At 52.9% G+C, this 24,548-nt stretch carries 28 protein-coding genes; 24 read left to right on the top strand and 4 right to left on the bottom strand.

Going from position 1 to position 24,548, the window contains the following annotated elements; all coding sequences use genetic code 11:
- Positions 1 to 5: 5 nt before the first annotated feature.
- The 4 genes from LBW89_RS16340 to LBW89_RS16325 all read left to right on the top strand — a co-directional run bounded on the left by LBW89_RS16340 (position 6) and on the right by LBW89_RS16325 (position 4,107).
- The gene (locus tag LBW89_RS16340) at positions 6 to 830 is read left to right on the top strand and encodes a class I SAM-dependent methyltransferase (protein ID WP_225039554.1); all 825 of its coding nucleotides are present in this window, start codon (positions 6 to 8) and stop codon (positions 828 to 830) included.
- Positions 831 to 1,013: 183 nt separating this feature from the next.
- Positions 1,014 to 1,343 (top strand): YnfA family protein, encoded by a 330-nt coding sequence (locus LBW89_RS16335; protein WP_148457940.1) that lies wholly within the window; start codon positions 1,014 to 1,016, stop codon positions 1,341 to 1,343.
- A gap of 60 nt (positions 1,344 to 1,403) precedes the next feature.
- Complete coding sequence (locus LBW89_RS16330) at positions 1,404 to 1,937, top strand: GNAT family N-acetyltransferase (protein WP_213509335.1); 534 nt, start codon at positions 1,404 to 1,406, stop codon at positions 1,935 to 1,937.
- Positions 1,927 to 4,107 carry an ATP-dependent helicase gene (locus LBW89_RS16325; protein ID WP_412067006.1) on the top strand — a complete coding sequence of 727 codons (2,181 nt, stop codon included), beginning with the start codon at positions 1,927 to 1,929 and terminating at the stop codon, positions 4,105 to 4,107. The genes LBW89_RS16330 and LBW89_RS16325 overlap by 11 nt, the downstream gene beginning before the upstream one ends.
- A gap of 166 nt (positions 4,108 to 4,273) precedes the next feature.
- Here LBW89_RS16325 and LBW89_RS16320 read toward each other — a convergent pair whose 3' ends face one another.
- The 3 genes from LBW89_RS16320 to LBW89_RS16310 form a co-directional block, all read right to left on the bottom strand.
- Positions 4,274 to 4,747, bottom strand: a complete 474-nt coding sequence (locus LBW89_RS16320) for a YbaK/EbsC family protein (RefSeq protein ID WP_225039552.1) — start codon at positions 4,745 to 4,747, stop codon at positions 4,274 to 4,276.
- A 22-nt stretch (positions 4,748 to 4,769) separates the two neighbouring features.
- Entirely contained in the window at positions 4,770 to 5,327 is a 558-nt protein-coding gene (locus LBW89_RS16315; RefSeq protein WP_225039551.1) for a helix-turn-helix domain-containing protein, read from the bottom strand.
- A gap of 79 nt (positions 5,328 to 5,406) precedes the next feature.
- Entirely contained in the window at positions 5,407 to 6,309 is a 903-nt protein-coding gene (locus tag LBW89_RS16310) for an AraC family transcriptional regulator (protein WP_225039550.1), read from the bottom strand.
- A gap of 186 nt (positions 6,310 to 6,495) precedes the next feature.
- On the opposite strand from LBW89_RS16310, the gene LBW89_RS16305 reads away from it, so the two are divergent.
- From LBW89_RS16305 to LBW89_RS27735, 4 genes are all read left to right on the top strand, one after another.
- Positions 6,496 to 7,239: a ThuA domain-containing protein gene (locus LBW89_RS16305; RefSeq protein ID WP_213509330.1), complete on the top strand. Its 744-nt coding sequence runs from the start codon at positions 6,496 to 6,498 to the stop codon at positions 7,237 to 7,239.
- Positions 7,240 to 7,658: 419 nt separating this feature from the next.
- Positions 7,659 to 8,822, top strand: coding sequence for a winged helix-turn-helix domain-containing protein (locus LBW89_RS27535; RefSeq protein WP_318249396.1), 1,164 nt, complete (start codon positions 7,659 to 7,661; stop codon positions 8,820 to 8,822).
- 69 nt (positions 8,823 to 8,891) lie between these two features.
- A complete protein-coding gene (locus LBW89_RS16295; RefSeq protein ID WP_225039549.1) occupies positions 8,892 to 10,181 on the top strand; it encodes an MFS transporter in 1,290 nt (429 codons plus the stop codon).
- Positions 10,182 to 10,292: 111 nt separating this feature from the next.
- Positions 10,293 to 11,768, top strand: a complete 1,476-nt coding sequence (locus tag LBW89_RS27735; RefSeq protein WP_225039548.1) for a sensor histidine kinase — start codon at positions 10,293 to 10,295, stop codon at positions 11,766 to 11,768.
- Here LBW89_RS27735 and LBW89_RS16285 read toward each other — a convergent pair.
- Positions 11,755 to 12,342 (bottom strand): response regulator transcription factor, encoded by a 588-nt coding sequence (locus LBW89_RS16285; protein ID WP_170287207.1) that lies wholly within the window; start codon positions 12,340 to 12,342, stop codon positions 11,755 to 11,757. The genes LBW89_RS27735 and LBW89_RS16285 overlap by 14 nt on opposite strands.
- 262 nt (positions 12,343 to 12,604) lie before the next feature.
- On the opposite strand from LBW89_RS16285, the gene LBW89_RS16280 reads away from it, so the two are divergent.
- The 16 genes from LBW89_RS16280 to LBW89_RS16205 all read left to right on the top strand — a co-directional run bounded on the left by LBW89_RS16280 (position 12,605) and on the right by LBW89_RS16205 (position 24,545).
- Positions 12,605 to 13,081 carry a hypothetical protein gene (locus LBW89_RS16280; RefSeq protein WP_148457929.1) on the top strand — a complete coding sequence of 159 codons (477 nt, stop codon included), beginning with the start codon at positions 12,605 to 12,607 and terminating at the stop codon, positions 13,079 to 13,081.
- Positions 13,078 to 14,145, top strand: a complete 1,068-nt coding sequence (locus LBW89_RS16275; RefSeq protein ID WP_225039547.1) for a phage tail sheath subtilisin-like domain-containing protein — start codon at positions 13,078 to 13,080, stop codon at positions 14,143 to 14,145. The genes LBW89_RS16280 and LBW89_RS16275 overlap by 4 nt, the downstream gene beginning before the upstream one ends.
- A gap of 39 nt (positions 14,146 to 14,184) precedes the next feature.
- A complete protein-coding gene (locus LBW89_RS16270) occupies positions 14,185 to 14,619 on the top strand; it encodes a phage tail tube protein (RefSeq protein ID WP_148457927.1) in 435 nt (144 codons plus the stop codon).
- Positions 14,620 to 14,739: 120 nt separating this feature from the next.
- Positions 14,740 to 15,138, top strand: a complete 399-nt coding sequence (locus LBW89_RS16265) for a phage tail assembly chaperone (protein ID WP_170287206.1) — start codon at positions 14,740 to 14,742, stop codon at positions 15,136 to 15,138.
- Between the two features lie 26 nt (positions 15,139 to 15,164).
- Positions 15,165 to 15,326, top strand: coding sequence for a hypothetical protein (locus tag LBW89_RS16260; RefSeq protein ID WP_211373378.1), 162 nt, complete (start codon positions 15,165 to 15,167; stop codon positions 15,324 to 15,326).
- Positions 15,327 to 15,345: 19 nt separating this feature from the next.
- Complete coding sequence (locus LBW89_RS16255) at positions 15,346 to 17,316, top strand: phage tail tape measure protein (protein ID WP_148457924.1); 1,971 nt, start codon at positions 15,346 to 15,348, stop codon at positions 17,314 to 17,316.
- The gene (locus tag LBW89_RS16250; protein WP_225039546.1) at positions 17,316 to 17,978 is read left to right on the top strand and encodes a LysM peptidoglycan-binding domain-containing protein; all 663 of its coding nucleotides are present in this window, start codon (positions 17,316 to 17,318) and stop codon (positions 17,976 to 17,978) included. The genes LBW89_RS16255 and LBW89_RS16250 overlap by 1 nt, the downstream gene beginning before the upstream one ends.
- Entirely contained in the window at positions 17,975 to 18,988 is a 1,014-nt protein-coding gene (locus LBW89_RS16245; protein ID WP_148457922.1) for a hypothetical protein, read from the top strand. The genes LBW89_RS16250 and LBW89_RS16245 overlap by 4 nt, the downstream gene beginning before the upstream one ends.
- Positions 18,988 to 19,437 (top strand): DUF2577 family protein, encoded by a 450-nt coding sequence (locus LBW89_RS16240; protein ID WP_148457921.1) that lies wholly within the window; start codon positions 18,988 to 18,990, stop codon positions 19,435 to 19,437. Before LBW89_RS16245 ends, LBW89_RS16240 begins: the two co-directional genes overlap by 1 nt.
- Complete coding sequence (locus tag LBW89_RS16235) at positions 19,437 to 19,850, top strand: DUF2634 domain-containing protein (RefSeq protein ID WP_148457920.1); 414 nt, start codon at positions 19,437 to 19,439, stop codon at positions 19,848 to 19,850. The genes LBW89_RS16240 and LBW89_RS16235 overlap by 1 nt, the downstream gene beginning before the upstream one ends.
- A 2-nt stretch (positions 19,851 to 19,852) precedes the next feature.
- Positions 19,853 to 20,911, top strand: coding sequence for a baseplate J/gp47 family protein (locus LBW89_RS16230; RefSeq protein ID WP_148457919.1), 1,059 nt, complete (start codon positions 19,853 to 19,855; stop codon positions 20,909 to 20,911).
- A complete protein-coding gene (locus LBW89_RS16225) occupies positions 20,904 to 21,542 on the top strand; it encodes a putative phage tail protein (RefSeq protein ID WP_225039545.1) in 639 nt (212 codons plus the stop codon). The genes LBW89_RS16230 and LBW89_RS16225 overlap by 8 nt, the downstream gene beginning before the upstream one ends.
- Positions 21,539 to 22,909, top strand: a complete 1,371-nt coding sequence (locus tag LBW89_RS16220) for a hypothetical protein (protein ID WP_148457918.1) — start codon at positions 21,539 to 21,541, stop codon at positions 22,907 to 22,909. Before LBW89_RS16225 ends, LBW89_RS16220 begins: the two co-directional genes overlap by 4 nt.
- Positions 22,902 to 23,342 (top strand): hypothetical protein, encoded by a 441-nt coding sequence (locus tag LBW89_RS16215; protein WP_148457917.1) that lies wholly within the window; start codon positions 22,902 to 22,904, stop codon positions 23,340 to 23,342. The genes LBW89_RS16220 and LBW89_RS16215 overlap by 8 nt, the downstream gene beginning before the upstream one ends.
- A complete protein-coding gene (locus LBW89_RS16210; RefSeq protein ID WP_148457916.1) occupies positions 23,332 to 23,568 on the top strand; it encodes a hypothetical protein in 237 nt (78 codons plus the stop codon). Before LBW89_RS16215 ends, LBW89_RS16210 begins: the two co-directional genes overlap by 11 nt.
- Before the next feature lie 551 nt (positions 23,569 to 24,119).
- Complete coding sequence (locus tag LBW89_RS16205) at positions 24,120 to 24,545, top strand: MarR family winged helix-turn-helix transcriptional regulator (RefSeq protein WP_213509268.1); 426 nt, start codon at positions 24,120 to 24,122, stop codon at positions 24,543 to 24,545.
- The last annotated feature ends 3 nt before the right edge of the window (positions 24,546 to 24,548 follow it).

The following is a 24,548-nucleotide window of genomic DNA, read 5'->3' as shown; positions in this document are numbered from 1 at the left end:
ATCGGATGATTCCCGAAGGCAACTCGAAAGAGAATATCGAACGGTTTTCCGGGTTTGCGGAGCTTTATGACCGTTACCGTCCCGAGGCGCCGCAGCTTGTCGTAGAGCTGCTCGGAAACTATCTGGGACGCAAGCCGGACCTGGTCATGGACCTGGGCTGCGGTACGGGCCTGTCCACCCTGATCTGGGGCGGCCGCGCGGAGCGCGTGATCGGCGTTGAACCGAACGCGGATATGAGGAGCGAGGCAAACCGGAAGCTCAAGGGAGCGGCCGGGCCGGCAGAACGGATTACGTTCGTTCCCGGTTATTCCAACCGGTTGGACACCCCCGATAATTCGGTCGATATCATTACCTGCTCACAGTCGTTCCACTGGATGGAGCCCGTAAGCACGCTGAAGGAAGCCCATCGCGTCTTAAAGCGGGGCGGTGTCTTCGCCATTTACGATTGTGACTGGCCGCCCGTGCTGAACTGGGAGCTGGAGAAAGAATACCTTGAGCTAACGGAAAAAGCGGATGATCTGGTCAAGCGGACGATGGATAAGGCGGATCAGGCGGTCAAAAGGGACAAGAACGGACATCTGGGCGCACTGCGGGATAGCGGGGCCTTCCGTTTTACCCGGGAGATCGTATTTCACAACGCGGAACATTGCGATGCCGAGCGATTCATAGGCCTCGCCTTGAGCCAGGGCGGCATTCAGACCGTATTTAAGTTGGGGCTCACCGCCCTGGATTCCGAACTGGAGACTTTCCGCAAGCACGTGGAAGACTTTTTCCAAGGAGAATCCCGGGAGATTTGGTTCGGCTACCGACTTCGCCTCGGCGTTAAATAAGCGCTTAGCCATGGTCAGCCGCTGCTTAAGGTTCGCGAACGTATCCCGTAAATGATGACGCCATAAGCCGTTAGAATCGAGAGTGGATTCTGACGGCTTTTTTTCGGGTGGAAAGGCGGAGTTAAGGAAAGGTATAATCGAAGGGACAGCTTTTTAGTCGAAAAGAAGGTAAGTGGGGGAGCTATGATCCAATCTGTCGTTCTTTTTATATTGGCCGGCCTTGCCGAAGTCGGGGGAGGATACATGATTTGGCTCTGGCTCCGCGAAGGAAAGTCTTACGGCTACGGTATAGTCGGAGCGATCGTGCTCATCTTGTATGGAATTCTCCCCACCCTGCAGAAATTCCCGTCTTTTGGCAAAGTTTACGCGGCTTACGGCGGCGTGTTTATTGTCCTCTCGCTCCTTTGGGGATGGGCTGTGGACAAAAAAGCGCCCGACCTGTGGGACTGGGCCGGAGCTGCCTTATGTTTAGTCGGCGTTTCGATCATGCTGTGGTGGCCGCGGCACTCATAAGGTCATGGATTTCGGATGTGCGGAAATTCCGGGCATGAGAATACGAGAGGAGAGAGGACCATGTCTGAACAACAAGTAACCTTACGCCCTTTTGAGAAAGAAGATATCAAGGAGCTTCAGCGGTGGACGAATGACCCGGTATCCATCGCCATGGCCGGAAGAATTCCGAAGACCCTTGAGCAGATAGAACAAGAGGTAGAGAAGAAGAGGCGGAAAGGCGACTTCCTGATGGCGATCGAAAATAAGGAGAACCGGCTGATCGGCTGGGTTTTTCTGCGGGATATTGAACCGGAGCACGGACGGGCCTGCATCGGCATCCTTCTTGCGCCGGAAGCGCGCGGACAAGGCTACGGAAAACCGGCGATGGAACAAATGATCGAATGGGGCTTCCAACAGCTCCGCCTGAATAAAATTTATCTGACCACGCGAGGGATTAACGAGCGTGCGATCGCCCTGTACAAGAAGATCGGATTTGTAGTGGAAGGTCAATTGAGAAAGCATGCTTTCATCAACGGGGAATATTTCGATACTTACATGATGGGATTGCTGGAATCCGAATGGAGACAAAGAGTGAGCAATGAGCATAGACAGTAAAACTCGATTTTTTGAGCGAAAACAACGGGAGCTGGGCATTGCCCTCAACGATACTCAGAAGCAGGCGGTTCTTCAGACCGAAGGAGCCGTCCTGCTTCTTGCTTCTCCCGGGTCGGGGAAGACGACGACGATGATTATGCGAATCGGATACCTGATTGAGGAAAAAGGCGTACGGCCCGCGCGGATTAAGGCGGTCACCTTCAGCCGGGCTTCGGCTCATGACATGAAGGAACGGTATCGGCGTTTTTTTCCGGAGCTCGCGCCGGTGGACTTCTCGACGATTCATAGTCTGGCGTATGAGGTGGTAAGGGAGCACTTCCGCAGGGCGGGAGTGGCTTACCAGATGATCGAAGGCAGCGGAGACGCAGGTCCGGATGGGGGCGAAGATCCGGACCCGGCCCCCTTGCACAAGAAGGCGATTTTGCGGCAGATCTTCAAATCGGTCACCGGGGAAAACATGACGGATGATCAGATGGATGAACTGACGACTTATATCAGTTACATCAAGAACAAGCTGCTGCCGCCCGAGCGGTGGGGGACCGTAAAGGCCGGGGTGACGGAGGCCGAGCGGATCTTACGCGAGTATGAGGCGTTCAAACGTTCCCGGCCGGACAAGCTGCTCCTCGATTTCGACGATATGCTGACGCTGGGCAACGAGATTCTGGAGCGCGACGTCTTTCTGCTGGAAACCTACCAGCGGAGATACGATTACGTCCTGACCGACGAAAGCCAGGATACCTCGCTCGTACAGCATGCGATCATCGAAAAGCTGGTTCGGGGCCACGGCAATTTGTGTGTGGTCGCGGACGACGATCAATCGATCTACAGCTGGAGAGGGGCCGAGCCTGCTTATTTGCTGAATTTCCGCCAAGTTTATCCCCAGGCCCAAATCCTGTTCATGGAGCAGAACTACCGTTCCGTCCCGGCCATTGTTGACGCGGCCAACCAGTTTATTCGGCGAAACCCGAACCGTTACGACAAGAACATGTTCACCGAGCGGCCCGAGGAGGAGAAGGGGGGCGTCAGCGTTCGCTCCTTTCCGGATTACAAGGCTCAGACGAAATATGTAATCGGGGAAATTCAAAAAACGGAGCGATTGTCGGAAGTGGCGGTACTGTACCGCAACAACTCTTCCTCGATCGCGTTGATCAACGCGTTGGACCGGGCGGGAATTCCCTTTTATATGAAAGATACCGACAACCGCTTTTTCTCCCACTGGGTGGTGGAGGATATTTTGAATTTTATGCGGATGACCTTTACCGATAAGCGGCCGGATATTTTGGAGAAAATCCATCTGAAGTTCAACGGTTACATCAGCAAGCAGCAGATGGCCGCAGTCAAAGAAATCCGCAACAACGAATCCGTCTTCGACAATCTGCTTCAATACGTGAAGCTTCAGGACTATCAGCTGAAGCCGCTGCAAGCCAGCAGGGACACCTTCCGCGAGATGAAGGGCATGCCGCCGCTGCAGACGATCCGCGTGATTCGGGAGCGACTCGGTTACGAGAAGGCGCTTGATAAAATGTGCGAATGGATGGGATTTCGCAAGGAGTTTTTGATCGGCATCCTCAACACGCTGGAGGAAATTGCGGAAACGCTGGAAACGATGGAGGATTTCGCGCGCCGTCTGAAGGTGTTGGAATCGGCATTGACGTCGTCCAAAAAGCGGCGGGGAGAACACGCCGTCACGTTATCCACATTCCACAGCGCCAAAGGTCTGGAGTTCGAGAAAGTGTTTATGATCGACCTGGTCGATGGCGTTATCCCTTCCTCGGAGGATATCAAAAAGCACGCCGGCGGGGAAGACGCGCCCATGGAAGAGGCGGTCCGGTTGTTCTATGTCGGTATGACCCGGGCGAAACGGGAACTGGAGCTGCTGACTTATCAAGAGCGGGACGGGGAGAAGACCGCCGAATCCCGGTTCGTCTCGCATGTCAGATCCATCGTGCGGCCAGAGAGCGACAAGGCGGCGGCGGCCGGCGCAGGGCATGCGGCAGACTCCCTGGCCGTCGCGGCCGGGGATGCCGTCCGGCACCGGGTTTTCGGCCGGGGCGAGGTGCGGGCGAGGCACGGGGATTTGGTCGATATCGCCTTTGCCGAGGGAACCAAAACGCTCTCCCTGCACACTTGTGTTGAGATGGGACTGCTGGAGCGCGAAGCCTGTGAATAAACCTTTGAATAGGGCATAACCCGAATCCGTAACGGAGGGGTTATGCCCATTTTTCACACCTTATTCACAATATCCACAATCACGACTGTGGACAGTTCTCGAATAACTGCATAACTTAGAATAACATCTGGATAACTTTGTGGATAACTTGGACAACAGATGGGGATTACTTCACGTTGATGACTTTTCCGTTGGTCATTTGCAGCAGTTCTTGTGGAGTCAACTTGAATACAGCTTTAGGATGACCGGCAGCGGCCCAAATCTCCTCATATTGGAGCAAATCTTCGTCGATCCATGTGGATATCGGCCCCGGGTGTCCGAGAGGGGGAACCCCGCCAATCACAAATCCCGTATGTTTACGCACATAATCCGCATCGGCTTTGCCCAATTCATCCTGAAGCAGGGCGGCGATTTTGCCTTCGTTGATCCGGTTGACGCCGCTGGCGATCACAAGCAGGGGCCGATCGGCCCCTTTAAGCCGAAATAGGATCGATTTGGCGATCCGGGCCACCTCGCAGCCGATTGCATCGGCAGCTTCCTGGGCGGTGCGCGCATTTTCCGGCAACTCCTTTACGATATGGGGATATCCCATTTCCTTTAATCGGTTTTGAATAAGCTGGGCGCTTTCTTTTAACGACATTCGAGTGACTCTCTCCTTTAACTTAAGTCTCCGCGTAATACATAATCACCTGAATCGTTACGATTTCCTCGGTATGATTCAGGTAACGGTGCTCGAGTTGCCCGGAAAACCGGATGCCTTGTCCTTCGTGTAGGGTGTAGATGTCTTCTTTAATTTGCAGGTTGAAAACCCCAGATACTACGGTGATGTACTCCTGGACTCCATCCTGGTGCGGAAGGGAAACATAGTCACAGCCCGGGCTGAGTATGATTTTGTAGGTTTCGATCCGGGTTTGCGGGTCGTACGGAAACAACAGGTAAAGTTTGCACCTTCCGTTGTCCTCTATGGCGTCGGGTTCTTCCTTACGGGAAACGATGTGGACCCGGGATTCCTCCTCTTTAAGCAGTAAGGAGAACGTGATGTTCAGCCCTACCGCGATTTTCCAAAGGGTGGTTACGGTGGGCTGCGTTTCGCCCCGTTCAATTTGATGCAGCGTCCCTTTGCTGACTCCCGTTAGCTGGGCGACCTTGTCCAGGCTTAACTGCCGCTGTTTCCGAATGCGCTGCAAATTATGGCCTACTCTGATGTGAATGGCATCCAAGTATATTCATACCTCCTCTTGTTTATTATACTGAACATTTATTATATATTACAATACAATATTCGAATCGCAGCTCTGTCTATTTGTGATTTACGCCCTCTCGGTCTCGTACCCGCTTATCATACTGGCTGGGGGAAACGCCTGCGTATTTCTTAAATACTTTGCTGAAGTAGAAAGGGTCCTCCAACCCGCATAAATACCCGATTTCCCCAAAGCTGAGGTGGGTCGCTTCGATCAGTTCCTTGGCATGGTTGATCCGCACCTGGTTCACATACCGCATAATGCTCTGCCCCGTCATCCGCGTGAAAACCCGGTTGATATAATCGTAGTTTCCGCCGAATTCCCGCTCGATGTCGCGGCTCGTTATTTTGTCGGCGTAATGCCCGTGAATATAACCGAGAAGAGCGTGCACCTTCATGACGGACCGCGATCTGCCCGTTTCTTCGCTTTGCAGGGCGTCGATGAAGTACTCGCGGGAGACTTCGATCAGCCATTCCGTCAGCTTCAGGGCGCTCAAACTCCGGTTGAAATAATGGCGGCGGTACAGTTGAAGCATTTCGTTCAACGCGTGAAAGGAGAGGGGGAGATTCTTTTTCGGCAGCCGATAGGTTTTGGGAAAATAACATAAGGGCGGGTCCTGGAAGGCCGGTTCGGTCCCCTCCTTAACCATCAAGTTCCGGGCCAGCGCCGGGAGGTCGTCCACCTGGACGGACTTCAAATCCGGATGCTCAAAGTGGATATAATAATAGTCGCAAACGTGCTTCTCCGTGCCCACGTGTTCGACGTTCGGCTCGAGGAACAGAAAATCCCCTTTTGTTAGGTTGTAGGAAACCCCGCCTTCCCGGAGATGCAGCTCGCCGCTTTTGACAACATAAAGAATATGTTCCGAAGTCGTTCTTCGGAAATGCACCCAGGGTTGGGTGTAGGATACGAACCCCATCAGTTTGATTTTAGGCAGAAGCTCCGTATTCATCGCCAGCATATTTCAGCCCTCCCCGGACAACCTAAAAAAGTCGTTTTTGTACAAAAAGAGTATGTTTTCGCCATTCCCGTTCATTGTAACACGTCCTATACTGTAGAGGTAATGCAAACGTTTTAACGGTTGTCGGTGTGCGGCTCGATCGTCGTACGTCCAGAGTCCGTGAATAGGAATAGGGGGATTTAAGCAGTGTCCAAAATTAAAGTTACGGTATGGAACGAATACCGTCATGAAAGACATAATGATCAAGTCAAGGCGATCTACCCGGAAGGGATTCATATGGCCATCGCCAATCACTTGAAGGGCTTCGGGGATTTGGAAGTTAGAACCGCGGTGCTGGATGAGCCGGAGCATGGGCTGACGGACGAGGTGTTGGAGCAGACGGACGTGCTGCTCTGGTGGGGCCATGTGGCGCATGACGAAGTCAGCGACGCGGTCGTCGAGAGGGTTCGGCAGAAGGTGCTGGACGGCATGGGACTGATCGTGCTTCACTCGGGGCATGCCTCCAAGATTTTCCGCAGCTTGATGGGAACGAACACCGGATCGCTGAAATGGCGGGATGACGGGGAGAAAGAGCGGATCTGGGTCATTGAGCCGAGCCATCCGATCGCGCGGGGATTGGGCGAGTATATTGAAATTCCAAAGGAAGAAATGTACGGCGAACGCTTTGAAATCCCGGCCCCGGACGAGCTGGTGTTCATCTCCTGGTTCGAGGGCGGCGAAGTTTTCCGCAGCGGCTGCTGCTATAAGAGAGGGCTGGGCAAGGTCTTCTATTTCCGCCCGGGTCATGAAACCTTTCCGGTGTACCATCACCCCGAGGTGCTTCAGGTGATTGCGAACGGCGTCTACTGGGCGGCCAAGACCGAAAGCGCCAAGGTTTCTTACGGACGGGTGGCGCCGCTCGAAGCGGTGAAGGCGCCAACGTTGTTGTAATTTTTTTAGCTGGATGGAGCGGGTTTTACGCGCTCCGTTCCGGCTTTTTTTATGTCAATGGGGGATGGAATTGACCTTACTAGGTTCATTGGGGCGAGAATAACGGGAAAACCTCCCGTTAATATGGACCAAACGGCCTACGAATACAAAATAGCTGGAATTTCTCCAGCTAATCTCGGGATCAAGGCGCGAAGCGCTTCATTTTGGTCAAATTAGCGGGAACAATTCCAGTTAAATTGAACCATGAGGACGAAATGAGCAAAATTAGCGGGAGAAATTCCCGTTAATCATCATGTTCAGCGTCCGATCGGATTGTCAGCTTCAGTCGTCAGGAGCCCTCGGGGTTTTTCCTTTACAACATTTCGATGACACCCTATGATAAATGCAATCGTAAGGCAACGAAAGGAATGGGAATGAGCATGGCGCATCTAGTGTTGGATCCGGCCGCGTATACGGTCGCCGTCGGGGCGGAGACCATCGAACTCTTGGCGAAGGAATTCGCGCTGCTGCAGTTTCTATACGAGCACCGTAATCAGGCGTTCTCCCGCGAACAACTGCTGGACCGGGTGTGGGCGCTGGAATACCCGGTAGAGCGGACGGTGGACGATCATATTTACCGGCTTCGAAAAAAGCTGGCCCGCTGGAGTCATATCCGCCTCAACACGATTCGCGGATACGGCTACAGCTTGACGATCGAGGAGCCGCGCAAAATCGAAAATCCATCGATACACGACGAAGAGATGCAGTCGGCGGTGCGGGGACTGTTTGAGAAATATCATTTGCTCGGGCAGGGGAAATCCATCGTGGCTTTGGCCGCTCAACACGAGGTGCTCGGGTTTGAGATCGATGCTTTTTTCCGCCGGTATATCCGGTTTATCGAAGGAGACATCAGGTGGTTCTTGGATACGGATGAGATTGCGGCGGGGGAGCGGTTGTATTGGCTGCTTCTGCTTTACTGGGGCATTGCGGCAGATTCGGAAAGAGCGCTGGAGTACTGTGAAGCCGCCCTTCGCCAAAAAGTAATGACTCCCGAGCAGCACAGGGAAATGGAGATTTTAAATATCCTCGAGGTATATGCGGATGCCGGACAGCCGGAAAAAGCGATCACGCGTTTTCCCCATACCCGTCGCGTCATGGAGAGCGATAGTTTAACCGGATTCGTCATGCCCGTCGCCATCATGGAAATGTATGTTCACCTGACGGCGGCGAACTTGGCGGAAGCCGACCGGAGCGCGGCGCGTTTGGAGAGGTTATTGCAGAGCGAACCTTATATCCGTGAGATCGGCAGATTCCACATCATGAAGGGCCTGCGGCTTTTGGCCGACGGGGCGGAGCGGGAAGCGGAAGAGCGGCTCGACGAGGGTCTCGAAGTGCTGGGAATGGCTCTGCATATGCCGCTGTATTTCGCGGCCGTACATCAGATCCGGCTGTTTCTGCACAGGCACCGACCCGACAGCCGGCTCCGGCATAAATACGCCGCACTGTATGATTCGCTGGACAAAGAGTACCGGTTGTCCGAAGTCCGGCCGGAAATGGAGCGCCGCATCGAATCGCTGCTGAACGGCGGCGATCGTTCCGTCTGATCTTCCTCTGACAAAGTCCTGATAAACTGCTGAGCAAACAGGACTTAATGGTTGGAGGGAATAAATATCATGTCATTCACGCTCCGCTCCGGGCTGTGGTCGATCCGCGGCTACAGGAGCATGTTCTCCGCATATGCGCTCGCCTCGTTCGGCGACTGGTTCGACGCCTTGGCGGTTCAGGTGCTGGTCGCCTACCGCTGGGGGGCCGATCCGTTGATGATCGCCTTGATTCCGGTCTCCATGGCCCTCCCGTCCGTGCTGTTCAGCTCCTTCGCGGGGACGCTGGCGGATCGGGTGCGGCAGGCCAGACTTATGATGGTTTGCGATTTAATAACCGTCATCCTCTCCGTCGCCGTTTTGTTCGCCCCGAATATGTATTGGCTCCTGCCTTTTTTGGCGCTGCGCGCTCTGGCCGGCGTCTTTCACGTCCCCGCCCAGCAGGCGCTCACCCGCCGGGTGGTTCCGGCCGATTTGCTGCTGCAGGCCACTTCATATAACGGACTCGTCAACCAGGGATCGAAGGTGGCCGGGCCGCTGCTCGGCGCCGTTACGCTGGTGGCGTTGTCCCCGCAGGCCTGCATCGTCATCAACATGGCGGCCAGACTGCTTTCGGCGCTGCTGCTGTTCGGTCTGCGCCATTTGCCTAAAGCGACGTCGCCGCAGGACACGGAATCTCCCGGAGCGCCGACGCCTTCCTCCGGTGCCGGCGTATTCTGGACCGAGTGGAAGGAAGGCTGGGCTTACCTTTGGCATCACAAAAAGATCTTAAATACCATCATCTTCGGATTTACCGGCATGACGGTGGTCCTGATGATCGACTATCAGTTTCCGACGCTCTTGAGAACCATCTCCCCCGCGGACGAAGCCTTGACCGGCCAGGTCGTGGCGGCGATCGGCGCGGGAGCGGTGGTAATGCTCGTGCTGCTGAACCGCTTGAACCGGATCAGCTACGGCTGGGGGCTCGGCGGCGGAGGCTCGCTGATCGGGACGGGAATCGCACTGCTCGGCTTAAGTCCACCCGGAAGCCGTTCTTTTCTTCTTTGGGGACTGGGCTTTCTGCTCGGCATCGGCAACGGGATGTACATTCTCACTCAGAATTATATCCTGCAAAAAGAAACCGCTCCGAACCTCGTCGGCCGGGTATTCGGCATTCAAAACATGCTGATCAGCCTCGTCATGCTGGCGGCTCCTTTGGCAGGGGGGCTATTGATTAAGGCGGCTTCGGCGGGTCAGGCCTTTTTGTGGATCGGTTCGGCCATGACCTTGATCGGCCTCAGCGGGCTTCTGTTTCGCCAAAGGCTTTGGGGACGGGGCAGCCGGAAGGCCGAGAGCACAGTTCTGCCTGCGGACGCGAGTTAAGCGAAACGAACCAAAAACTGTTAATTTTTTGTCTGTCAAGGCAGGAATTCACTAAGAAGGGATGGAATAATGGGTTAAGGGTAATTTTGTAAAATTGAGGGAGTAGGAAAAGTGCAGATTATTTATATCCTAATGTTCCTGTCGCTCTGGTCTTTGGGACTGTTCGTCTTATTTCATAGGACCCGATCCAATATTTGGATCGGGTTAACGATCTTGCTGGGCGGTTCGGCGAGCTATACGTTCAGCATGCATCTGTCCATCATGCCGTGGCTGGGAGACGCGGCATGGATGCCGGAATTTTTCAGCCGGGCGCTTTATTTGTCGACTGTGGTGAGCATGAATATTTATTATTTTGTGCTGCCTTACGTATTCTGTATGGGCGGGTTGTGGTTGAACGAGCGGATGTCGTCCCGCTGGAAATGGATATGGTCGGTGCTGCTTCTGCCGATTGCGGTCCTGCTGATCGTCGATCGGGCGCGGGAGGGCGCCTGGCCTATTTTTGAGATGGCTGAATTTCGCGGGTGGGACGGAATCTATATCGCGGTCGGGTGTTTCTTCTATATCTTGGCTTATTTCGGAGAGAAGAACGAGTTAAGCCGGCGCGGCCAGCGGAGGACCCTGCTCTTCCCGCTTGTCATGATATGGGCTTATACGTCCGATTACGTGGGTTTTAATCATCTGGAGCTTGGCTGGTGGTCTTTCGACCTTCGGAGCAACGGGATGTGGCAGGCCAACTTTATCGTGATCCTCGGGACGGTCGCCGCCGTTTTGTTTTTCACGATCCGGTACGGCTTTCTCGGCATCAAGCTGCGGATCGAGCGGGAGCGGATCGATTATTCGATACGCACGCTGACGATGGGCGTGTCCATTCTGAATCACTCCATCAAGAACGAAATTCAGAAGATCGATTACCTGGCCGAGAAGAGCCGTTCTCTGATGAAAGCCGGAAATACGGAGAGAGCGATCCAAACGATGAGTCAGGTGCACGGGTTGACGGACCACCTCCTGCACATGGTGAACCGGATCAAGGAGAAGGCCGAGGATGTGCAATTGGATGAGAGCGAGAACGACCTGCGCGAGCTATTGGAGGATGTCATTTCCTCCTCGCGAGGGATTACCGAAGCCAAGGGGATCGCTTTATCCGCTTTTTACGGGGTGGAAGGCAGGCTTATCTGCGATGAGGTTCACGTAAGGGAGACGCTTTCGAATTTAATTCGGAACGCGATCGATGCATTGCCGCCCGAAGGGGGGATGATTGAGCTGGTCACGTCGGCGACCCGGAAGGAATTCCTTATTGAAGTGAAGGATAACGGGGCCGGGATTCCCCAGGAGTATCTGAACAAAATATTCGAGCCCTTTTTCACGACGAAGAAGAATGCGCTGAACTACGGGCTTGGCCTGTCTTACTGCACCAGTGTGATGAGCAAGCACGGAGGCAGCCTGTCGGTGGCGGAGAGCGCCCCCGGCAAAGGAACGACAATCGTGCTGCACTTCCCGAGATCCCGCTTCAAGCCGACGTCTCCGGCCAAGAGCCGGTTCAAATGGTCCAGGGAGGGTCGGTTGACCCCTCCGGCTAATCCATTTTAAAATTCGTCAGCTTGTTCTTGATGCTGCGGAGCTGGGTTTTGATCGTATTCGTCGACTTGTGAAGCCGTTCGGAGATTTCCCGCTTGCTCAGCCCGCTCTTCCGGAGCTCGAAGACCTCCCGTTCTGTCGGGGAGAGCTCCATGAGCTGCACTTCGCTCCGCATGGCCCGGGCGGCGTCGGGATGAATGGACGCCCGTCCGCTATGGGCTTCGCGGATCGCATGCAGGATATCCTGATAGCTCGATTTATTGATATAATTCATCGCCCCAAGGCGAAAGGATTTCATAATCACTTCCGACTCCGTAATTGAGGTCAGCATGATGACTTTTACGGAGTTGTTTTTTTCCTGGCGCAGAATTTCCTCGGCAGCGTCCAGCCCGTCCAGGTTATTCCCCGTCAGATTGATGTCCATCAGAATCACGTCCAGATCGACACGCGCGGCGATCTCCACGGCTTCCTCTTTCGTGGAGGCTACGCCGGCAACCGCTACGTCGGCCTCATCCGCCAAATCCGCACTGATATGCTCCCTCCAGAAGGGATCGTCCTCCACAAGCATGACACGAATTCGCTCCATCACCATAGCTCCTCTACACCTGGAAAAGGTTACATTTAGCCCTAGTATATCAAGATTTAAAGCCCAAAGGTAGGATGAATTGGCTTCACCCCGGGTGAAGAAAGTTCATCCTGTTCGCTGTTTTGGGCCTCCTCTATAATCCGAAATGTGGCCGGAACGAACCGGTTGGAAATATGAAAACGGAAGCGGGGGATTTAATACTTTTAGCGGCCTGTGTTTCGGTATGGACGGTTTGTCGGTCGACCGAAGGGAGTGATGGAGCATGTCGATGGCCGAAGAGGTCAGCGGTTTGGCTGAACTGATTCAAGCGAAGTTTCCGGAGGTGACGGTTCACCGTTTCCAGGGTCCTGCCCTTCCTGCGGCAGGGGAATTCGTGATTGAACTCAAACAGGAGACACGGCGGAGCGATTCGCGCAGCCATACATTGGCGGAAAGACAATACGCCATCGTTTATTACGCGGAGCAGGCGGAGGAAGCCATCCTTAGCCTGGAAGCGTTGAGCCGCTACCTGATGAACGAGCGCACGGAAGCGGGCGCTCTGAAAACAGGTGAAGCGAGGGCCCTCCGGGCGGAATCGTTTACGATTACCTCTCCGGAGAAGCTCGAAGGCGGACTGCTGAAAGGCACGGGTACCGTGGTGATCAACACGCGGGAAGCGGTGGCGATCCGGCAGTACGAGAAGATCCAAAAAGTGGAGTATCGCACGACCATAAATTTGAAAGGTGGCATGAACGAATGAGTGGATCATGGGAACCAACCAGCCTGCCGGTACGTCCGGGGCTGTACATCAGATTTGAAGAGGCCGCGGCGGCGCAGATCAAGGGCGGTGCGCGCGGAACGGTAGCGTTGCCGTTGCTTAAGTATAAGAACGCGGCGGATGCCAAGAAGTTTTTTACGGTGGAAAAAGTAAAGGAAGCCGCCGATTGGTTCGGAGAAGAGAATATCGATCCGATTCGGCTGATTCTGCTCGGCGGAGCGAAGGAAGTGCTCGTCTATACGGTTCCGGCTCCACCGGCACCCGCGGAGGGGAAAGAGGCCGCCGTAGATTACACGGCGATCCGGGATGCCTTCAGCACGCGTCAATTTAATGTGTTCGTATATCCTTCGGAAATCCCGTCCGCGGAGCAGAAGGCCCTCAAAGAGTGGTGCGCCGGCAACCGGGAGGATGAAGGAAAGCATTTCATCACCGTGATCGGCGGAACCGCGGAAGAGGATCAGAAGCCGGACGCCGGAAATACCCGCAGCGGCCTAGTCAAAGACGATTACGTCGTCAACCTGGTGACGGGCGTGGAGATCGACGGCACGAGCTACAGCTCGGCCCGCTATGCGCCTTACGTCGCCGGTTTGATCGCGGGGACCGGCATCAATAAATCGATCACGTATTCGCCGGTTTACGCCAACGATGTCACGAAGCGTCTGAGAAAGACGGAAATCAATGCGGCTTTGGAAAAAGGTTCCCTCGTTCTCGTCCATGACGGCGAAAAGGTGAAGGTGGAACAAGGGCTCGTTACCAGCGGCAAGAAAATCCGCGCCATGCGTGCGCGTCAAGCTATCTCCACGGATATTACCAAGGCCGCGGCCGATTCCTACATCGGCAAGCTGGACAATAACGCCGACGGGCAGGCGGCGTTGATCTCCGCGATCAAAGCCTACCTGGAGCGGCTGCAGTTGAACAATGTGCTGACCGATATCGTCGTGACGCTGGATCCGGACCTGAAGTCCGAAGGAGACGCGGTTTACCTGCTGATCGCCTTCACGGAAGTCGACAGCATGGAGCGGATCTTCCTGACGATCCGGGTGTAAGATCATAAACGATTTTAACATTACTAGGAGGGGTTTTTAGTGCTGGATTCAACCCGCGTTATCAATGGGACTTACGGATATGTGTATTACGACGGCAAATGGCTGACCAACGTCAAGTCGGCCGAAGCGAATGTGGAAATTACCAAAGAGGAAATCAAACGGTCCGGCACGCGCTGGACGGCGCATAAAGTGACCGGCTTAAGCGGTTCGGGCACGATGACGGGATATAAAGTGACTTCGGAGTTCGTCGAACTGATCGGCCAGATCGCGGACGACAAGAAGGGTGTCTTTACAACGGAACTGATCCTGAAGCTGGAGGATCCGGAATCCTACGGAGCCTACCGCGTACGTTTGAAAGGCGTGACCTTTGACAAGATTCCGCTGATGCATTTCGAAGTCGGAGCGATCGTGGAAGAAGAGCTTCCGTTTAACTTTACCGGCTATGAACTGATGGATAAACTCGTGGCCGAATAATCTTCCCGGAAATGGCATGAACCCGGTAAATCACAGGCGTTTTCGTCCGGGTTCCATGTCTTTTCTGTTTCATGAAGAAAACCAACCCCAACCCAAAACCTTTAAGGAGCGATGGATCACATGGCAGTAACCGATAACAGACAAATTAGCGTACTTCAGGCGCTGTTGAGCGCCGACAGCAAACCGACCAAGGATATTCCGATGAAGCGCCTTGGCGTCGATTTTCAAATTCAGGCGTTGGACGGCAAAACGATCAACAAAATTCAGGAGCAATGCACCCACTATGCGGGCAAAGGAAGCAAGCGGGAAAAAGTGATGGACGAAGAGCAGTTCGGCGCCCTGGTTATTCAAAAAGCCTGCCTCATTCCGGATTGGTCCGCCAAAGAGCTGATCGAGAAATACGGCACGCCGACGGAAGCGATTCTCGGCTTGCTGCTGGCCGGCGAAATCGCCAAGCTGTCCGCGGAGATTCTTGAAATCAGCGGTTTCGACAGCGATGAAGAAGAAATAAAAAACTAATCAAAGCGGGCGGCGAGGCCTTTCTGGTGCATCTTATTTTTCAGCGGCATCATATTCCTCCGGATGAGGTATACAACAAGGACGAGAACGTAAAGCGGTTTATGTACGCCTCGATGATGCTGCAGTTGGAAGAGGAGGAGAAGGCGCGGAAAGAGCAGGAGCGGGCCGCCCGCAGGATGAAGTCGTAGAGTCGCTTTTAGTCAGGAGGTGAGGAAGCTGAGCAATTATTACAATAGGAACAATACGAACGACTATGTAACCAGCAAAAGTTTAAACAATCTGAAGAGATACAACAAAGCGATGGGCGAGCTCCAGACCCGCATGAAAGCCGTCCATGACCTGAACAGCATGGCCAGAGCGAGCGAACAAATGTGGAATACAAGCGGCATGGGCCGCATGATGACGGGATTATCCAAGCTGGAGGCGGCTGCGGATTCTGCGCTTAGCGTGGTCGGCGGCGGGTTCAAGAAGGCTTGGAGTTCGGCTAAACAGAGCGCAGGCAGCGCGCTTACGGTGATTGGCGGCAAATTGACAAAGTGGAAAGGCTCGCTGTCCGGCTACATTACCAAGTTGAGAGCGCCTTTAGGCAAATGGGCCACCGATCCGATTCCATTCCGGAAGAAAACGGATCCGACGGCCGCGGGGGCACAAAATGCATCCCAGAACGGCGGCGGTGGCGATGACGGTGGCATTGACATTGGCGGTGCCATGAATCTGCTCAATTCGGCTAAAGACAAAATTATGGAGGCGGCCAAAACCTACAGCGATGCTTATGGCGTACTTAGAGCCGCTTCAGGGGCCTCCAGGCAGGAACTGGTCAAACTCGCCCAGTCTTTTCGAACCGTCGGGGGGCAGGTGCCGCAAAGCCTGAGCGAAGTCGGCAAAGCGATGGGGATTTTGAGCCGGGAGACTTCGATGACCGGAAAAGATCTGGAGGATTTGACCAAGATGCTCCTGAACGCTTCGAGATTAACCGGCGGCGATAGCGCCCAAGCTGCGGAATCAGCAACAACAGCCATGTCTGCATGGGGCTACGCGGCCAAGCAAGGCGAGGTGATGTTGGAGCAATTTTTCGCCGCGAGCCGGGCGGGAAAAGTAGATATGGTCGAGTTGATGAAGCGGATGGGGCAGTTTGGCGAGCCGATGAAAGACATGGGCATCGGTTTCAATCAGTCGATGGCTCTTATGGCGAAATGGCAAAAATCCGGGCTGAATCCGATCGCAGACGCGCTTAAGGATCCCAAGAGGCTTCCGGCCGGTGGATTCGCGGAAATTGCAGCCAAAATTCGGGAGGCCAAGACGGCTACGGAAGCCATGGAGTATGCTACGGGGATCTTCGGGCAAAAAGTCGGCGGGGACCTTGTAACGGCATTGAAGGGCGGAAAGGTCGAGTTTAACGGCATTCTCGCCTCCATGAATCAGTGCAAGGAGGGAATGTTGAGTCAGGGGCAGACGCTTGAAACATTTAGCGACCGATTTGGAGCTTTGAAGAACCGGATCACGATTGCGCTCGCTCCTCTTGGTGATCTTCTGCTCCCGTTTATGGCAGCGATGGTTGGGGCGCTTGAGTTTTTTATGGAGTATGCGGATATTATGGGGGCTGTTCTTTTGGGGGTAAGCGCGGTATTGATTACCGTCTTTGCTCCCGCCCTCTACGCTACGGTCTCTGCTTTGGCCGCTAACGCCCTTGCTGCTATCGCCCTTGCCGCGCCCTTTGCACCGCTCATTCTTGCATGTCTGGCCGTAGGGGCCGCTTTTGGAGCCGTCGCTTATTTGGTGAAATACCACATGGATGATATGAAAAAGATGGTGGATGATGCAATAAACTTCATTACAAACGGATTTGAAAAATTTAAAGGCCTCTTCTCCAGTACGAATGGGGCTTCCGTGAATCTGAACGCGAAAACCACAAGCCAGGTGACATCCGCAGGAGGCCCTCCTCCCAGCAACTACCACGGACTCGACTATGTCCCATATGACGGGATGATATCCCGGCTGCATAAAGGCGAGCGGGTCATGACGGCGAGCGAGAACCGGGCCTATTCGAGCGGCGGAGGCGGGGGCGGGCCGATTTCGATTACGGGAAACACGTTTCACGTTCGCCAGGAATCGGATATCGACGCGATTGCCCGAGCGTTGGCCCGTGAGATTAAAGCGGCGGGAGGATTGATGGCATAATGGCGTCTCTGCAATTTTGGCTGAAGACCGTGGACGAAAAAGAACGGCTGCGTCTGCCCGTCAATCCCGAGCAAATCTCGGTAAAAAGCTCATACGGCTATGAAGACGTTCAGGTTACCCAGCTTGGCGAGTATACGGTCATCGGAGAAGCGGTATTGCGGGAGTTTACCTTCGGGGCGTTTTTTCCGCGGGATTACCATCCCGGCTATTGCGAATACGAGGACTTGTTGAAACCGTGGGATACGGTAGAGAAGATTGAAACGTGGATGAACAGCAGGAAGCCGCTCCGTTTCAATGTTACGGGAACCAAGATCGAAGAATTGATGGTTACGATTCGTTCTTTTCAGTACAGCGAGCGCGCTGGAAATCCGGGCGACGTGTTTTATGAACTGGAACTGAAGGAATACAAAAAGGTGGAATTTCGGCAGGTAGAGACGTCCGGATCGGGCAAAGCGATGGTGATTACGGGCGAATATCGCCCGGATACCAAAGTACCACCCGCATTTTATTTCGTCGTGCCCAGAGATACGTTGTGGAAAATCGCGCAGCGCACACTGGGGAATGGCGACCGGTGGAGAGAAATTTATGCGGCCAACGAAAAGGTGATCGGTAAAAATCCGGATAGGCTTGTTCCCGGCCAAAAGCTGGTGATCCCATCATGAGCTGGAGCGTCACGTATAGGGATGACAAGCAAAATGTATACTTGGATCCAATCGTGAAGTCCATTAACTGGTCCGGCGACATCAAACAGGCGGCCCGCAAGCTCGTAGTGGAAGTTTCCAATACGGGGGACCTTCGGGATCTTTACATGATGTTCGAAAAAGGCGCGGAGCTGCGTTTGATTCTGGATGAGAAGCGGGAACTGTTTCGGGGCGTTTTGTTTGCGGATCAAATCAACTCCAAGGGTCAAATGACTTTAACAGCCTACGACGAGAATATCTATTTGACCAAAAACAAGGATACGAAAATATTTCGCAATCAGTCGGCCTCGGCGATCGTCAAGCGGCTGTGCCATGAATTTTCCATCCCGATGGGGGAGATCCAGGATACGGGTTATGTGATTCCCAAGCTGGTTTTTCGTGAAAAAACCCTGTTCGAGATGATGGTCACGGCGCTGACTGAAACTCAGAAGCAGAACGGGCAGTATTTTTGGATTACCTCCAGGGAAGGCAAACTGCAGTTACTGGCACGAAAAGAGCAGAAAGGAAAGTGGGTCCTGGAGAACGGGGTAAATCTGCTCGATGCCACCTATTCGCAATCGATTGAAGAAACCCGGACCCAGATCAAAGTGATCGGCGGGGACGTGGAGAAGAAGGCGATTATGGCGAGCGCCAAGGACGGAGAGCTGATTAGGCGATTCGGTATTATGCAGCATGTGGAGAAGCCGGAGAAAGATATGACCCAGTCCCAGATGGAGCAGCGGGCTAAGCAATTGCTTGAGGATTTGGCTACCATTGAGGACCAGGCCCGCATCGAATGTCTCGGCATTCCGGATGTCGTGTCCGGTTCGTGCGTATATGTCAAAGAAGCGGTGACGGGGATTCTCGGGGGATACTACATTTCCGCCGATGAACACCGGTTCGAGAACGGCAGCCATACGATGTCGTTGACTTTGTCGGCGACGGACGACATCCCGGAGATGGAATACAGCGAACAGAAGGGGGCCAAGTGATGGAACGCATTGAAGGCTCGGGAGCAAGTCAGCTGGTTCAACTGATCCGGGCCATCGGGTACAATTCCGAGATTACTTTTGAACTGGCCACGGTAACTTCCGCGCCGCCTCAACTGAAAATCAAGGTGGATCATATGAACGTAGAGTTGGAGAAGGATGACCTCATCGTGGCTCAGTCGCTGACGAAGCATATGAGGAAGGTGAATTTGAATGTGAAGAAAAAAGCTAGTATCTCCTCAACCTCCATAGATTCACTATATACGTTAACATTACCCCAAGGTTCAGGGGAGTGGTCACTTTTATCCTTTGGCTTGAACTCGGCTGATTTTAAGGTGGAAGAAGCCGAGCTGGAATTCACCGACGAGCTCAAAAAGGACGACCGCGTTATCGTCGTCGGTATGAACGAGGGGCAAACCTATATCATTTTGGATCGGGTGGTGATGTATTAATGGCATTGTCTCCACTGCGAAGCAGGGAAGAACGATTTGTGGAAGTGAAGCCGGCCCCGCTTCCTTCACGGACCTATATGCTGGATTTAGAGTCGGGTCAAATCAAGGAGAGACTCATAGACGGCCAAGAGGCGATTCGGCAGTCCATTCAGAAGGCGGTTCTAACCGCTCGTTATCGTTATTTAATCTACAACAGCCAATACGGCTGTGAAATTGAAACTTTACTGGGACAGGACATATCTCCGCAATTGCTGCACAGCGAAATCACCCGGGTGATTACCGAAGCGATTAAGGAGGATGATCGGATTCAGGCTGTTGAACAGTTTCGGATCGAGCGGGCAAGCGATAAGCTGTTCGTTACCTTTACGGTAATAACAGCCGAAGGAGCTATTGAGCAGGAGGTGAGCATTTAACCATGTTTGAAAATCAGACGAAGGAAGCTATTTTGGATCGGATGCGGAATGCCTCTCCGGAAGGCATCGATACGCGACAGGGCTCCATTACCTACGATTTGCTGTCGCCCGCGGCCATCGAATTGGCTCATGCCTATATCGCGTTGGAAAATGTGCTGAAATTCGGTTTTGCGGGGCCTGATCAGCCGTCCGGGTACCTGGATTTAAGAGCGGCCGAAATGGGAATCACACGGCTGCCCAGCGAGAAAGCGACAGGGAAAGTGGTGTTCAAAGGGGACGACAATACCGTCATTCCCAAGGGCACATCCGTTTCCACCGATGAGGAGGAACCCGTCGTAATTGTAACAACGGAGGAAGGCGTTATTCACCAAGGAATCGCTACCGTGAAGGCCCAGGCGGCGGTAGGCGGCGTGCGGGGAAATGTCGATGCCGGACGAATCAAGCTGATGCTGGGCAATTTGACCGGCGTTGTATCCGTAACGAATTCCGAGGAGTTCAAAAACGGGGCCGAAACGGAGTCCGATGAATCGCTTTTGGTCCGATACTATGATCGGGTCCGAAGACCGGCGACGAGCGGAAACGCTTGGCATTACCGTCAATGGGCGCTGGAGGTTTCCGGCGTGGGCGACGTAAAAGTCTTTCCTACCTGGAAGGGGGGAGGCACCGTGAAATTGTCGATCTTGTCCAAGGATAAGCGGCAGCCGAACGATGACATTATCGGAAAAGTCCAGGACGCCGTGGATGAACGTCGTCCGGTGGGGGCGGATGTTGAGGTTTTCGGAGCGGAAGAAGTCATGATCGACGTGTCCGCAAACATAAAACTGGTACCCGGAGCGGATTTGGAAGCAACCAAGACGCAATTCAGCCAAATGCTGGAACAGTTTTTAGCCGGTATTGCTTTTAAAACAACGATCGTTTCCTATAATCAAATATTCGGTCTTTTGCTGGATATTGCTCAAGTGGAAGATTTCCAGGAATTGAAGATTAACGGGGAAAAAGGCAACTATAAGATCAATGAAGATCAGGTAGCGGTGGCCGGGGCGGTGGAATTCATTGTTTAACGATTTGTTCGAATTTAAACGTGATCTGATAAAAGATATGGCTGACTACTTGCCGACATACTACACCCTTCACGACAACGAGGGCCAGCCTGGGATTGTCGGCAATCTGATCGCTCAGGAAACGAAAGAACTCCTCGAACTGAATCACCGGATTCTTGACGTTTTGGAGCAATTTTTTGTGGAGCGCGCCACCTGGGGGCTGACGTATTGGGAGAACATCTGCGGGATTCAGGTGGATGAAACCAAGCCTTGGGACCAAAGAAGATCGGTCATCAAGTCGAAGCTGAGAGGCGCCGGAACGGTGACCCTGGCGGTCATCAAAGACGTAGCGGACTCGTTCGAGAATGGGGAGATCCGGGTAGAGGAGATTTTTTCCGAGTACAAAGTGGTCATCACCTTTATCGGCACGCGGGGAAAACCGCCGAACGAACCGGATATGCGTCAGGTTCTGCGCGAAATCATCCCGGCCCATCTCGAATTGGAGTTCCGGTACACTTACCTGACTTGGGATGAACTGGATGCGGCGGATTTAACATGGGATGAGCTTGAGGCGATGAACATGACTTGGGAGCGGTTGGAGGTTTGGAAGCCGAAGTTAACCAAGCGTGAAGAAGGGAGAGATGCAACATGAAGAAATTGCCCAGTGGGCTGAACGCTTTTGAGCCTTCTGATACGGTCAGGAGAGAGGCGCAGAATGCAAATATTGAAGTGCTCGATAAATTTATTAATAATGGAAAAGTCCATCGGCATACGGGATTGCCGGGAGATGCTCCACAGATCGGCAGCGATGGAATAGAGAGTGGGGCCCTTGAACGGCATCATTTTAAAAATGGAAGAATAAGTGAAAATGTGGCCAAGTTCAAGCCGGTAACTGTGACAAGTGGAGTCGTTATAGGAATACCGACATTACCCTATTATATAAATAAGAATGATATGAACTGTTGGTTCCTTTCAGAAGCGCATAACTATCCCGCTTCTATGACCATTAATTTGAGTGGATTTTATAAAATCGATGCAATCTCATTTGATATTATTGAAGATCCCGGCCCCATCAATTTTAAAGTTGAAATTGGACCACATGCGGCTGACTGGAGAAAAGTCGCCGAAGGAGAGTTTACTTCCCTTAAAGACGCATTTATTCCAGTAACGGAAGAAACCCAGTGTAGCCTTGTCCGGATAACCATTGATAAACCCGCTTCGGATGATTTTGTCATAAGAATAAGCAAATTGGCGGTCTATAGTCAGGATGCGGAAGGAAATGAAAATGATCCTTTAAAAGACCGTAGAACCTGGGGCTTGGCGGCTCGACTGCAAGGATTGATTGGAATTACGGATTATCCCCTTTATGATTTCGGGGACTCAGTCGCGTTAGCTGGGCATTGGTTTATTGTCAACCCCGTTACAAATGCTTCTATTTGTATATACGGGGGTGGCAATAGAAAATATCCGTTAGGAAATGGTGACTACCTGTATATTGATTTTAAGTATTTTACTTCTAATGAAGATGGAGGAATCTATCCATCCGCAGGAAAAGGCGGAGATTTTTTGGGCCCCCTTACCCCTTATGAGTACCCGGACAGGTTAGTCTTAATGTACCGATCAGGGTCTAAGTTATACTTCCACCCACTGGTAACCGCCAACGTTGAAAGAAAATTTGGAACCCAAGCATTGACGCGATCAAAAGAGGAAGAAGCTTTTAGTAAAGAAATAGTAGAGCAAGACAGGAAGGAAACCAGCGTAAGGATACAGCGTGGTTTAGTGGAGGTTTCCTTTGATGATTTGAATAAACTCAATTCGAATAAGACCCGTATCCAACTTTCACCCGTACAAACGAACAAAGCGGTCATCAACCTCGCACCCAAAGACCCGGGCTATAACGGATACATTTACGACGGTTCTCTGAGAGCCCGATTCGTAAGCGACAACGAAATAGAAATTTCGGCCGCGGATGCTTCAAAAAGCAGTATGATCGTCTGGGAGGTCATCGAGTATGTCTAATTTTTATGCGCAAATTAATGATGAAGGCAGAGTTGTCGGATTAAGTGATCTTTTCAAACCTGTAGAGTCCAAAAAACTGATCCCCATTGAAGAAGAACAATACCATAATCCTATGCTCCTCCGGATGCGTTATGTTGACGGAGCGTTTACGGGAACGGTGGCTCATTTGAAGGCGGATAAGGACAGCATTGAAGCGAATGGTTCCGATGTGCTGACGGTCGATTTATCGATTACCGATTGGCAGGGGAACATTCAGGAGGATTTCAATGAAGAGGTCCAGCTGGAAATGAACGGACTTCAGCAAAATATCAGCGTCTCCAAGGGTCAGGCCTCCCTGACGATCAGCGGTGAAGAACCGGGGGAGTTCCGGCTGCGCACGTTCGGACTTGACCGGAACGCCGAGTTAAAGGTGGTGGTAACGGATGGCAAGTAAAAAACCGCTCCCGAAAACCGCGCATTTTCATATCCCGGCGGACCCGCTTCGGGTCAAATCGGAGGAACTGCGGGCCCGCCACAGCGAACGGAAGGAGCAGAATCTGAAAGGACTTAAAGCGGCTGAGGCAACGAACGAAGTGTTGTACGAAATGCTGTCGGACCTGCTGGAACGCCAGGAACTGCTTGAAGACAAGCTGGACCAATTGCTTAAAGTGCGCCGCTAATACGTCGCTAATCGCGTCTAATAAAAGTGTAGTGAACTCATAGTTTAAGATAAGGACTCTCGCCTAGTTTCAAGAGAATAAGGGGAGGGTCCTTTTTTCATGCGCGAAAAAAGTGAAGGTGGGGCCCGATGGAGGGGCTTTGCTAGCGCCGATTTAACGGGAAAACTTCCCGTTAATCTGGCGGGGGAAGGGCCGCATGAAGGATTAGCTGGAAAACCTCCAGCTATATTGCGGCCAAAGGGCCGATCTGCGCCGTAGGGGATGAATTAACTGGAATAATTCCAGCTAATGCTTACGGATGGCGCGAAAAGACCAGAATTAACGGGAGGAAATCCCGTTAATTTGCGTTGGCGCTGCGAGCTACGAGCTGCGTATTGCGCTCGGCGTATGCTTGGCGGCGGTCGTGACTCGTTTCACCGGCTTTTTTTGTGGCAGAGTGGAAAGGATATAAGGCAACGCTTGACATTTCATCAGTTTAGAACTAAACTGAATGCAATCCTTGAAATGGGGGAAAACAAATGAACGAAATCGAAGCAAACCACCCCGGCCGCATGGAGGCAAAGCATGAGGAAAAGCTCGGGGTACTGGTATGGTACCGCCTTTCGCGCATATATAACCGGAGCCTGCGGGCATCCAACCAGCATTTAAAGGCCTGGAACCTGACGGTCGCCCAATTCGACGCCCTGGTTCAGATCGGAGCTCACAAGCGGCTGACACAGCAGGAATTGGCCGATAAACTGCTCGTATCGAAGGGCAACATCACCCAGCTTCTGGTCAAGATGGAGGAACTGGGCTGGATTCGCAGAGAACAGGAATGGAAGAAGAAGTGGCTGTCGCTAACCGATGCGGGGTGGGAGCTTTACCATCAAGCCGTACCGGAGCAGGAGCGGTTTCAGGCTTCACAGTTTAAAGGGCTTAGCCGCGAGGAGAAGCGGCAGCTTTTGGGCCTTTTGCGGAAGATCGAAAAAACACAATAATGA

This window comes from Paenibacillus sp. alder61 (assembly GCF_020179875.1).
In the GTDB taxonomy this organism is placed as follows: Bacteria; Bacillota; Bacilli; order Paenibacillales; family Paenibacillaceae; genus Fontibacillus; species Fontibacillus faecis.
The sequence above is the reverse complement of the archived record's forward strand: the minus strand, read 5'-3'. Positions and strand labels throughout refer to the sequence as shown.